The sequence below is a fragment of the Parasutterella sp. St.1A3 genome (genome assembly GCF_059728705.1).
Window position 1 is genome coordinate 1,728,347 of record NZ_BAAGFK010000001.1, and the last position, 11,438, is coordinate 1,739,784.

Annotated in this window: 9 protein-coding genes and 1 pseudogene; 5 read left to right on the top strand and 5 right to left on the bottom strand. The window is 49.2% G+C overall.

Features of this window, described 5'->3' with window-relative positions:
• Nucleotides 1–8: 8 nt before the first annotated feature.
• Complete coding sequence (locus AC6I1F_RS08005; RefSeq protein WP_160336342.1) at nucleotides 9–275, bottom strand: hypothetical protein; 267 nt, start codon at nucleotides 273–275, stop codon at nucleotides 9–11.
• Nucleotides 276–734: 459 nt separating this feature from the next.
• Here AC6I1F_RS08005 and AC6I1F_RS08010 point away from each other — a divergent pair, with 459 nt between their 5' ends.
• Nucleotides 735–2,942, top strand: a complete 2,208-nt coding sequence (locus AC6I1F_RS08010) for a molybdopterin-containing oxidoreductase family protein (protein WP_160336343.1) — start codon at nucleotides 735–737, stop codon at nucleotides 2,940–2,942.
• 2 nt (nucleotides 2,943–2,944) lie between these two features.
• Entirely contained in the window at nucleotides 2,945–3,580 is a 636-nt protein-coding gene (locus AC6I1F_RS08015) for a 4Fe-4S dicluster domain-containing protein (RefSeq protein WP_497801723.1), read from the top strand.
• Between the two features lie 208 nt (nucleotides 3,581–3,788).
• Here AC6I1F_RS08015 and AC6I1F_RS08020 read toward each other — a convergent pair whose 3' ends face one another.
• Both AC6I1F_RS08020 and AC6I1F_RS08025 read right to left on the bottom strand, forming a co-directional pair.
• Nucleotides 3,789–4,646 (bottom strand): NAD(P)H-dependent oxidoreductase, encoded by an 858-nt coding sequence (locus AC6I1F_RS08020; protein ID WP_497801724.1) that lies wholly within the window; start codon nucleotides 4,644–4,646, stop codon nucleotides 3,789–3,791.
• A gap of 237 nt (nucleotides 4,647–4,883) precedes the next feature.
• Nucleotides 4,884–6,242 carry an RNA-guided endonuclease InsQ/TnpB family protein gene (locus AC6I1F_RS08025; RefSeq protein ID WP_497801725.1) on the bottom strand — a complete coding sequence of 453 codons (1,359 nt, stop codon included), beginning with the start codon at nucleotides 6,240–6,242 and terminating at the stop codon, nucleotides 4,884–4,886.
• A gap of 100 nt (nucleotides 6,243–6,342) precedes the next feature.
• Between AC6I1F_RS08025 and tnpA the strand changes: the two are divergent.
• From tnpA to argF, 3 genes and pseudogenes are all read left to right on the top strand, one after another.
• Nucleotides 6,343–6,627, top strand: a pseudogene (gene tnpA, locus AC6I1F_RS08030) (IS200/IS605 family transposase); the annotation flags it as partial.
• 140 nt (nucleotides 6,628–6,767) lie between these two features.
• Nucleotides 6,768–7,946: an aspartate aminotransferase family protein gene (locus tag AC6I1F_RS08035; protein WP_160336117.1), complete on the top strand. Its 1,179-nt coding sequence runs from the start codon at nucleotides 6,768–6,770 to the stop codon at nucleotides 7,944–7,946.
• 11 nt (nucleotides 7,947–7,957) lie between these two features.
• Nucleotides 7,958–8,872 carry an ornithine carbamoyltransferase gene (argF, locus tag AC6I1F_RS08040; protein WP_160336118.1) on the top strand — a complete coding sequence of 305 codons (915 nt, stop codon included), beginning with the start codon at nucleotides 7,958–7,960 and terminating at the stop codon, nucleotides 8,870–8,872.
• 37 nt (nucleotides 8,873–8,909) lie between these two features.
• Here argF and AC6I1F_RS08045 read toward each other — a convergent pair whose 3' ends face one another.
• Nucleotides 8,910–9,560 (bottom strand): response regulator transcription factor, encoded by a 651-nt coding sequence (locus AC6I1F_RS08045; RefSeq protein WP_160336119.1) that lies wholly within the window; start codon nucleotides 9,558–9,560, stop codon nucleotides 8,910–8,912.
• Nucleotides 9,561–11,366, bottom strand: coding sequence for a sensor histidine kinase (locus tag AC6I1F_RS08050; protein ID WP_160336120.1), 1,806 nt, complete (start codon nucleotides 11,364–11,366; stop codon nucleotides 9,561–9,563).
• Between the last annotated feature and the right edge of the window lie 72 nt (nucleotides 11,367–11,438).

Consider the following 11,438-nt stretch of genomic DNA (forward strand, 5'->3'; position numbering starts at 1 on the left):
CTGGAAAATTAACAAATTTTTAAAAATAACACGCCATTCCAATAAGTTTTGGCGCACAGCACGATTGTAGAAGAAAACATCGGAAAGCCGCTCAATCCTTGGAACTTAACGTTCTCTCCGCCCTGAAGGACGGAGCTTTCCTCCGCATTTAGGGTAAATCCAACTATCTTTTCTTCTGAAGTGAACCGTAAAGGACTTCGCTTTCCCGTCTTCTCTCCAATCCATAACGTGATGTTTTTATTATCTAAATTCATTATTTCCGCTTTCTCTAACAAACGGTACCAATCTCCGTGCCGCTCCACTACAATACGGGACCGCCGCTCTACCCGCTGCGTTTTAATCTCTTTGAGGCTTCACCTCACCATCTTGTTCCCAATTTCCGCTTCCAATGAATCGTGATATCCGCATCGACCGAAAAAAATTGATAGGAGTGCGCAACAGAATTTAAATTCGGATGAGCTAACAAAGAGATCGAAATCCAACTACCAAACAGCTTTGGTAGTAAAAATACTAATCAAAAGTTCTGTCTCCGAACTAATAAAAATATTTAGCTTTTTTCAAAGAAATAACCCATACAACCAATTATTAAAAAATATTTTCAAGTGAAATCACTGATGCAGTGACCCTCTGATAACAACTTCTCGCTATAGCTCGGAATAATGAAAAATCAGAAAATAATGTCATGCCGCATCAGCGGTATTACTATGCAATCTCACCCCAAGGAGATCGACAAAATGTCAAATCAAAAAGGAGTAGGCTTAACACGCCGAACAATCCTTAAATCCATCCCCGCCCTGTCTGCGGTCAGCGCTGCCGGACAATTCTTCACCGGGTCAGCACAAGCCCAGGAAGGACTTGAGTTTGGCTACACTATCTGCGACAACTGCAACCAGATGCCGATGTGCGGAATTCGTTTCCAAAAACAAGGCAATACTGTTGTTTCTGTCGGCAACTGGAAGGAACATAACGGTAAACTTTTGTGCAATAAGGGTCTTGCCACACTGCAAAGACTTTACAATCCGAACCGGCTTCTCTACCCGATGAAGCGAACCAATCCCAAAGGAAGCGAGGATCCGGGATTCGTCCGTATCAGCTGGGAAGAAGCCCTTGCAACCATCGCTTCAAATCTGAAAGCGATCAAGGAAAAATACGGACCGGAAAAAATTCTTGTTTTCTGCGGCGACCCGAAAGAACCGCGTCCGGCCGCTATGCGTCTTGCGCGCTACCTCGGCACCTATCATTATGCGACAGAATCCTCTGTCGCCTGCCGCAAGGGTTCTCTGTTGGCTGAACAGCTGGTTTACGGCTCCGAATACTCAGGCGGCGGCTGCGGTCCGAAGACAAAATCCTACATGGTCATGGCAACTAACGGCGCATGGTCCAAACCGCACGGCTGGTGGAACATGATCAATGCCGCCAAGAAACGCGGCGTCAACATTATCGTCATTGACTCGAGAAGAACTAAAACAGCTGAACTTGCCACAGTGCACCTTCAGCCGCGTCAAGGAACAGACGCCGCACTCGGTGCAGGCATCTGCCGTGTTCTGTTTGAGGAAGGCCTCTATAACAAAGAGTTTTGCGACAAGTGGGTCCATGGCGTTGAGGAATACAGAAATTACTGTAAGGACTTCACTCCTGAAAAGACCGAGGAACTCACCGGTGTTCCCGCTGAGCTCGTCGTTAAAGCTGCTCGTCTCTATGCGCAGGGACCCGGCAGCTTCGCCCTTACCTCTCAGTCGCTCTCGCACAGTACGAACGGCGTCAACAACGCCCGTGCACTTTTAAACATCCCGGCCATCCTCGGCTTTGTTGATATCCCCGGCGGAGCGCTCTTTGGCGTCGGACCTAAAGGCTATATCGTCCATGACAACGGTCTGACTGAAGACTTTGTGGATTACAAGTGGTTCAAGGAACACAAGAAAGATCGTCTTGATAAAGACTTCGTGCCGGTCTGGAACCATACACAGGTTCAGTTCAACCCGAATCAGCTGCCCGAGCATGTGAAAAACGGCAAAATCCGCGCTTTCTGCGGATTCGGCTACAACGTCATGATTTGGCCGCAGCCCGATCAGTACGCTGAAGCCATTAAGAATATGGATTTCTCGTTCGCGACTGATTATTTCTACAGAGATATTTCGCACCGTGATCTGGACATCATTCTGCCCGCGGCGATGAACTTCGAGCGTTACGCTCCGTTCGGCAACCACGGCGGCAACATGGTTTCCGTCCGTACTCCGACCAAACCGATGGGCGAAGCGAAAGAAGACTGGTGGATCGCGCTTCAGATCGGCTGTCTCGTGGATGATCCGAAGCACTTCTTTGACGGAGACGTGCTGAAGGCCTGCGACTCTATGCTGAAAGAATGGGGTACCACATACGCAGACTGCCAGAAGAATCTTCCGAACATGACCAAGGTTGAAGGTCCGAAACAGCAGCCGCTCAAATACGAAAAAGGTCTGCTGCGTCACGACGGTCAGCCGGGCTTCGATACTCCGACCGGCAAGATTGAACTCTCCTCCAGCATCACCAAGATGCACAATCTCGGAACCATTCCGATTTACGTGGAACCGTTCCAGCCGACTCAGGAGTACCCGATCAAACTCATCAATGGCACAAGAAAACCGTACATCACACACTCTAAGACCCGTACGGATTCTCCCTATCTGTTGGAAATCGAGCCGATGTCTACCATCGATATCAACCCGAAAGATGCTGAAGCAAGAGGCATCAAGGAAGGCGATAAGGTTCTGATCAAGAACCAGTATGGCCAGGCAAGAGCTCAGGCCAGAGTCTCTATCATCGCTCCTCCGGGCACTGCAGGCATGCAGTACGGCTGGAGAGGCGATCAGAACTCTCAGGTCCTGATTCCTCGTGTATGGGACAAGCTCTCCGGCTACGCCCCGTATTTCGAAACGACAGTCCAAATCACTAAGGAGGCCTAAACATGAGTCAATATGGAATGATTGTCGATGTCGACAAATGTATCGGCTGTCAGGCTTGCTTTGTGGCTTGCAAGGAAGAAAACAAAGTAGCGCCCGGCATTCAGTGGAATCAGATCCACCGCATCGAAAACCCGACGGAAATGATCATCAATTATTTCCGCGTCAGCTGCCAGCACTGCGATAATCCGGCATGTCTGCCGGTATGTCCTGCCAAGGCGATCTTTAAGGGTCCGCACGGCGAAGTTTTAGTAGACGCCGCCAAATGCATCGGCTGCGGCATGTGCGCAGCTGCCTGCCCGTACGGCGCTCCGAAATTTAATCGTGAAGGCAAAACAGAGTACTTTGACGCTCCTGTCCTCGCTGCCGTTCCGCTCAAAGCGCATCAGCAGAGACCCGCGGGCAAAGCCGAACGCTGCACGCTTTGTGTTCACAGAACGTCCGAAGGCCTTGTGCCTAAGTGCGTAGAAGCCTGCGCAATTAAAGCGCTGAGTTTCGTCGATTATGACAACCTGACTGATGAACAGAAAGCCATGCTGGCTAAGTCTGTTGCGCTTAATGAGAAAGCCGGTACCAAACCGAAGCTTCGCTATATCGCTTCGCACTGCGATATCGCCGGTTCTCAGGAAAAGATGTGGTAGCCGTTAATTCAGTCCTCTAATCAAAGGGCAGCTGCAAAAGTTAATTGCACTGCCCTTTTCTTATGCCTTTTGATCGCTTTCTCAACGGATTGAGACGCTGCCTGGCTGCGGAAAGGTTCGGGACTTGAACTCAATGCACTTGAAGAGTCCATAAGCGAAGAGCTTCCACCTCAGAAGCTCCTCTTAGTGCGAATTCAAATCGCGCGTTTTACTTCTTCTCAGGTCTTTGGAAGAAGTCTCTCTGCAGATGCTGATCCAGGAGCTCCCCTAACGCCTTCAGCTTCTGGGCATACTGAGGATCCGTGTTCGAGGGACTCTGGTCGTTGACAAAGCGGCCGAGGTTCGCTGTGCCCCAAAAACCTGCCGTATCGTCGTCAACAACCTTGTAAGCTCCGAGATACTTGTCCCAAACCTTATCAAGCTTACCGATGCCGTCTCCTACGTCGCCCTGACCGCCTCCAAGCCATCCGGCGTTCATAATGGTATAAACGCCTTTGCCTTTCAGCATGACTTCCAGTCCTTTGGGTGTGTCTCTATAAGCGAACTGTTTGGAGAAAACTCGCTCCATGTAGCCTTTGGTAATAGCGTTGGGACTGTCATGCCAGTTCGGATAACAGAAAATGATGTAGTCAGCTTTGGAAACTAACGCCTGCTCCGGCTTAATATCATCGGGCGTCTTACCAAATCCGTCCTTGGCATGATAGAAATTCTCAGCAGTCAGAACGGGATTAAAACCTATTTTGTATAGGTCGCGTACTTCAACTTCATAACCTTTCTTCTTGAAAAATTCAGCGGCTGTCGCGACAAGAAAACCTTCAAGCGAAGAATCCAGACGAGGATCACCTACAACAAAAAGGACTTTTTTAGCGCTTCCGTCAGTAAAGCCTGTCTGAACGATCGGTTTACGAAGCTGCTTCGGAACAATTGAAGCTGAAGTAACGGCATCAATGTTGGTAATTTCTTTAACAGACGAGCCCTTAGGCGCAGAAGCGTGAGAAACACTGTCGGCTGCGTAGCAGTGAAGAGAAAACACGGAACAGAGAGCGGCGACAATTATTTTTTTCATGACAACTCCTAAAAATGAACAGGCCGTCCAGAACACTTATTGACGCCTGCTGCGTTATTGAAGTGCCCACGACGACGGCGAACGTTAAAGGAGTGCGTGGATCGCAATCCTAGCCATGAACTTGTGTAAAAGGAATGTATCCTTCTTTTTCAATTTATCCTTAACAGATTTGTCACTCAATCCGTATTAACCCGATTCAGCCTCAGGCAGACTGCATGATTGTGAAATATTCATGAACTACCTCACACTCACGTGCGAGGTTTCATGGGAGCGTGCTCCCATTTCTAGCAATTGGCGAACACCCATACATGCATGCAGGTTTCGTACAATTGCGGGCGTGTCCACAAAGACGCCCCCATCGAGTTCGAGCAGCTTTTTGAGCCACTCATCCCCGAGTTCTTTTCGGCCGATATTGGCTGCGCCATTGATATCGGCATTGATCAAATGTCCGTCTGACGATCGATAGAGGCCGCGCTTGATTCTCTTTCCCGAAAATACCGGCTTTGTCTTGCCTTGCTTCGGGTCGAAATCAGCAATGACATCCATGTCTAGCGCACTGGCCTTAGAGGTGTAGCTTTCCTCCCGCACTGTCACTTGAATGCCGTATTCTTCAGCCTTATACCGGACCATCTCAATAAACCTAGCATGCGGGAGCATGACAAAATTCTGATTGTTTCGCTTGCCGAGGTTCACACTCTGTTTCCAGTTTCTATTGGTACCAATGACAATGCGTCCTAAATCATGCGCCAGACAAAAGTTGACAGCCAAACGGCTGGCCTTGTGCATCCAGTCTTGGAGCTGATAATAACGTTTGACTCCTTTTATTCGAATGTGTTCATAGTGTTTCTTACTTCTCAGTTCAGCGACTTGTTTGTTGTACTGCTGATTGATGCTCTTCAGTATTTTGCCTTTGACCAAAAACGGCCTGATTCCGGGTTTGGTCGAAACGAAAGTTGCAAAATTATCAATACCTAAATCACAGCACAAAGCTTCATTCGGATTCAAAGCGACGCTTCTTGAATTTTTACACTCATCCTTACCGACACGATAAGTCAGCTCCACAATAAATGTATTTCCCATCGGAATAATTCTCAGATCGCCCGTAACTGCTTCCTCCGCTTTGGCGTTGAACTCCTGATGTTTACAGCAAACTACACGAATGGGAGAAAAATCGATATCTTTCCCACCCGTGATTGTCAGTTGATAATCACGGATTTGATAGCCGTTGCGGCCGACATAGAACGTTCGATATCCCCTCCTATAGCCCGGTAGCCGAGGCTTCCCCTGAAACTTCTCAGGGTGCTTCGAGTATTCAACGGCCGCCTTGGAGAAACCTTTGAACTGTTTGGCTATGACTTGTCCTTGCCTCTGCGCGGAAGCCGCCGACGGCATGGCTCGATAGTCACTGCCGTATTGATGCCTGAGTTCAGCATCCAGTTCTTTGCGTGTCAGTACAGGCGCCTTTTCAAAGACACGATGTCTAAGCAGATAGACTGCGCAGTTGCCGAGCTTGCGCGACAATGAACAAAGCTTGTGGCAGGCTTGCCAGTTAGCATTGTTTTTACGAATAACGTGTCGCTCGACTCTTTGAATCATATGCAGTTATCTACCGGTTCTCATTGTGTTTTCAATCTCAAAGCTCACTTGATCTTCGTAGTAGCTTACAGGCGAATAGTTATTTCATCAACGATCTAGGGAAATTTTTGCTGACTTGTGTCAACGGGATCAAGTCAGGCCTTTGGAGTGCTCGGGAGAAGAAGATCATGTTCATCTATTGATCTCTTAGCCTCCGACAATTTGCCTTTCAAATAAACTAAAAACCATATCATCTCTGAAAAATCGGCAAGAATTCTTCAATCAGAATCGAAGGATGCTTTGGGGCAAACGCTTTTGGACAAAAAGTTACTGTGTAATTTCAGTTGGAGACGGAGCAACAACTGCCATTATCGAGAGATATATCAAAAATCAACGGCCGAATTGACATTCGGCCGGCCGCTATCCACCCCCGCGCTTACGCACGGAGAATTCCGCAGAATTCATTAAACGCCGCAGGATGCTCGACCTATAATACAAAGATAAACTCAATCTCGATAACAATTCTTTTTGACAGGACACATCGACATGTCGCATTTGATGAACAACTACGGGCGCCTTCCCATTTCTTTTGATCACGGACAGGGAGTCTGGCTCTGGGATAAGGAAGGAAATAAATATCTTGACGCCCTTGCCGGAATCGCTGTTAATTCGGTCGGTCATGCTCATCCCCGTCTGGTCAGAGCGATTTCAGATCAGGCCGCGAAACTGATCCACTGCTCGAACTATTTCAACATCGATCTTCAGGAACAGGTAGCCGAGAAACTCGTCGAACACTCCGGTCTGGACGCCGTCTTTTTCTGCAACAGCGGTCTCGAAGCCAACGAATGCGCCATCAAAATCGCTCGTAAATTCGGACACCTCAAAGGAATCGACGTACCCCACATTATCGTCATGAAGCACGCCTTCCACGGCCGCTCCATCGCGACTCTGTCGGCGACAGGCAACCCCTCGGTCAAAGCGGACTTCTCTCCTTACACAGAGGGCTTCATTCCTGTTGAAGAAGGTAATCTCGAAGAAGTCGAGAAGATCGTCAAGGAAGACAAAAACGTCGTTGCCATCCTCTTTGAACCGATTCTCGGCGAAGGCGGCGTAATTCCGCTTGAACTCAGCTACATGCGCGGTCTCAGAGAACTCTGCGATCAGAACGACATCCTTATGATGTGCGACGAAATCCAGTCCGGCGTCGGACGCTCCGGCAAATGGTTCGCTCATCAGTGGGCTGAAGTCAAACCGGATGTCATGACGCTTGCCAAAGGTCTTGCGGGCGGCGTTCCCGTCGGCGCGGTTGTTGTCAGCGAAAAAGCCAACATCCTCAAACCCGGCAACCACGGCTCCACCTTCGGCGGCAACCCGCTTGCCATGCGCGCCGCGCTTGAAACGCTTTCCATCATTGAAGAAGAAAAGCTCGTCGACAACGCCTTCGAAGTCGGCAAGAAGCTTAAAAAAGCCTTGTCCAAATCCTTAAACGGTTTCTCCGGTGTTCTGGAGATCCGCGGCAAGGGGCTGATGCTCGGCATTGTGCTTGATCGTGACGCGCACGATATTTTAGAACCCGCTCTTAAAGCCGGTCTGACATTCAGCGTGACAGCAGGCAACGTGATTCGCCTGGTTCCGCCGCTGATTCTGACAGAGGCTGAAGCCGATGAAATCGTTAAGCGCATTACGCCGGTCATCCGCGCCTTCCTTGCTCTTCCCAAGATCTAAACAGGTGTGGAATGCACAAAAATTTCCTTGCAATCAAAGACTTTTCTGCTGAAGAGCTTGATTACATCTTAAAGCGCGGTCTGTACTTAAAACGCCGCTTCGAATCCGGTGAAATCTACCGTCCCTTTAAGGGCCGAGTGCTTGCCATGATTTTTGAAAAGGCGAGCACTCGAACACGCGTTTCTTTTGAAGCCGGATTCGATCAGCTCGGAGGCACCTGCATTTACCTCAACAGCGCCGACATGCAGCTGCGCAACGCGGAATCCATGCAGGACACCGCTAGAGTCATCTCACGCATGGTCGACATCGTCATGATCCGCACCGCGATGCATGAGAGACTGGAAGAGTTTGCGAGCTGCTCCCTGGTGCCTGTGATTAACGGCCTGACCAATGAATCGCATCCGTGCCAAATCATGGGCGACATCATGACGTACATGGAACAGCGCGGTCCGATTACCGGAAAAACCGTCGCGTGGATCGGCGCAGCTAATAACGTGCTGTACTCTTGGCTGAACGCTGCTTCGATTCTGGGATTCAAGGTCAATATCTCGGCCCCGATCGGCTTTAAGCTCAATACATCTCAGCTGCCTAAGGACAGAAGCTGCCTGGAGTTTTTCCAGGACCCGATGGAAGCGGCCGCCGGTGTCGATATCGTCACAACAGACACCTGGAAATCCACCGGATACGATGAAGACAATGAAAAGCGTTTAGGCAACTTTGCCCGCTGGCAAGTGACGCCTGAAGTCATGAGCGCCGCAAAAAAGGACGCTATGTTCATGCACTGTCTGCCTGCTTACCGCGGACAGGAAGTCTCAGCAGAAGTGATTGACGGTCCTCAGTCGGTCGTTTGGGATGAAGCTGAAAACCGTATGCATATCCAAAAAGCGATTATGGAATATCTGCTTCTTGGAAAGCTTGACGAGTAAAACAAACTCAGAGGCCGGGTTCTTCCCGGCCTTTCCTTTATCTTGCGATTTCTCCGTCGCCGGCATCTTCGTGAATGATGCGAAGAATTGCCGCGACACCAACCGCGCTCTTGACGCCAAGTTTACGGCAGACCGCGCCGCGATGCGCCTGAACGGTCTTTTCGCTGATATCAAGCTCGTCGGCGATCTGTTTATTGAGAAGTCCGAGCGCTACCTTGCGCGCGACCATTTTCTCGCGCTGCGTCAGAGAATTGAAATTATCTCTTGCTGCTTTTTCTCTCTGTTCGCTCTCATGCAGTTCACAGCTGATTAAACAGGCTTTTTCAATAGCCGCGAGCAGACGCTCCGCGCTCACCGGTTTCGGCAGAAAATCAAATGCTCCGTCTTTAAGCGCCTGTACTGCCATATCAATATCGCCGTGCGCGGAAACAAAAATGATCGGAAGGTGGTTGCTCTGAATGCCCATGATGCGCTGAAGTTCAATGCCGCTCATGTTCGGCATGCGAACGTCAAGAATCACGCACCCCGGAAGGCTGTCGTCGTCTTCCTCCAGGAAGCGGAAAGCGCCTGCATAGCAGCTCGTTTTCCAACCTTCTCCTTCAATGAGGAAATTCCACGACTTTCGCATCGCCTCATCATCATCAACGATGCGAACTAAACATTGCTCCTGAATTTGTTTTAAATCCATTTACTCCTTCTCCTCACATCTCGGAAGCCGAACGACACAAATCAAGCCTCCTTCTTTTTTTCTCTTCAGTACCAGAGAGCCGCCATGCGCTTCAATCAGTTCATGCACAATGGCAAGGCCCAAGCCGAGTCCGTCTTTTTTAGTCGAGTTCCCGACAAACTTCATTTTTTCAAACTGTTCGTCCGAAATTTCTGGACCGTTGTCTTCGACAATGATCTCGGCATCCTGATCTTTGGCGGAAACACTGATGACCACCATCGGGCTCGCTTCAGCTCGGCAGGCTTCCACAGCGTTTTTAATGAGGTTAATGATAACTACCTCAATGTTTAAACGATCTGCAGTCACCAGAATGTTTTTGCCGCACTTTAATTCGTAGCCGGTTGTCAGCGTTCCGACACGAATAAGCATGTCAACAGTCTCGGCGGTTAAATCACCCAGATCGAATGTCTGTCTTTCGTGCTTATCCTTTTTTCCGAATCTTCTTACGAGATCGATAATACTTGATGCTCGTTGCCCCTCGCTGCGAATCTCTTCGATAATCGGCAGAATTTCCTGCGGCGTTTTAAAGCGGCCCTTCGTGATTCTTCTTCCCAGCCCTTCGGCATAGTTGTTGATGACGGCAAGCGGCTGCTTGAGTTCATGAGCCACCATGGTGGAAATCATGGCAATCGAGTTAACGCGCTGTAACGACTCAAATCGATCTTTAATTTTTAAGTTTTCTCTTTCAAAGGCGAGGTTCTCTTCCACCGTGTCCTTCAGCTCTTTCGTCCGCTTGCGAACGGCATAAGCAAGGTACATCCAATTTGCCAAAATAAATAAAAGGAAGAGAACAGCCGAAAGAATGTAGTGCTTATAACGCCTGATCAGCCAGGGAATATCCCTTTCCATGAATTCTCTCTGCTCCATTCGGCGCAGCAGAGTGTTCATTTCCTGATAATCGTTTGCAATGGTCCAGTATTCGCCGTTGGATTTTCCGACCGGCATTTCCAGAAGCGAAATTACGATCTTTCGCACCATTGTCGCCGGCAGGCTCGAGCGAGCAGACAGAATCCAACCCGGATACAGTTCCGTGGAATGCTGACAGTAAAAGTCCGCACTGTTTTGAGGATTGATGACCTTGATCTCGTTCGGTTTCAGAGTGCCTTCCTGCTCCATATTTTCGAGTACGCAGCTGGCTAAAAAGGCGACATCGAACTCGTTGTCCCTCACCTTCTCCGCAAGGCGTGTCATTGGTTCGCGCGCTTCCGTGATGCTGCGGAAGGTATTTTCCGGATTCAGACCCTGCCGCTCAAGCTCGTGCATGGGAATCATGTAGCCCGCAAAAGCCTTTTTACTCATCACAACAAGACTCTTGCCCTTTAAGTCTCTTATGCTATTGATATTGCCATTCTTCGCGTTGGCGATAATGACGCCGCCGTTGGCCTTGTTCGGGTTCGGCGTTCTTGCGTGCACAAGGGTCAGAAGCGGAGTCCCGCCGAGCGTATCCATCATGACTGCTGTCAGACCGCTCGAAGCAATAGAAAGATCAAATTTGTTCTCTTTAGCCGCTTTTAGATATTCGTCCTGATTGTAGAGCTGGACGATGAGACGGCGCCCGTCCAGCGATTTCGCGATTGCGTTGACCGTACCGTTGAAATAGCGAACAGAAAAGTTATTTCCGAAGGTGTTCACTACCGCCAGACGCACGGTCGGCTGATTTTTGACGGACGCATGAGTTTCAGCAGAAAGCAGGTGGAACAAAGCGAACGCGCAAGCACATACTGCGCGGGTGATTCCTCCTGGTGTGGTCTGCTGTTCTTTGGTCATTTAGTTATTCATCTCATAGGCAACGGACAAAATACACAAGAAAATGACAAATGAATATAGGGAAATTATCTT

What these genes read in the sequence shown, in the direction of transcription:
- AC6I1F_RS08045 (WP_160336119.1), bottom strand. Translation starts at nt 9,560, where the DNA reads ATGGATTTAAAACAAATTCAGGAGCAATGTTTAGTTCGCATCGTTGAT.
- AC6I1F_RS08010 (WP_160336343.1), top strand. Translation starts at nt 735, where the DNA reads ATGTCAAATCAAAAAGGAGTAGGCTTAACACGCCGAACAATCCTTAAA.
- AC6I1F_RS08025 (WP_497801725.1), bottom strand. Translation starts at nt 6,242, where the DNA reads ATGATTCAAAGAGTCGAGCGACACGTTATTCGTAAAAACAATGCTAAC.
- AC6I1F_RS08035 (WP_160336117.1), top strand. Translation starts at nt 6,768, where the DNA reads ATGTCGCATTTGATGAACAACTACGGGCGCCTTCCCATTTCTTTTGAT.
- AC6I1F_RS08015 (WP_497801723.1), top strand. Translation starts at nt 2,945, where the DNA reads ATGAGTCAATATGGAATGATTGTCGATGTCGACAAATGTATCGGCTGT.
- argF (WP_160336118.1), top strand. Translation starts at nt 7,958, where the DNA reads ATGCACAAAAATTTCCTTGCAATCAAAGACTTTTCTGCTGAAGAGCTT.
- AC6I1F_RS08020 (WP_497801724.1), bottom strand. Translation starts at nt 4,646, where the DNA reads ATGAAAAAAATAATTGTCGCCGCTCTCTGTTCCGTGTTTTCTCTTCAC.
- AC6I1F_RS08050 (WP_160336120.1), bottom strand. Translation starts at nt 11,366, where the DNA reads ATGACCAAAGAACAGCAGACCACACCAGGAGGAATCACCCGCGCAGTA.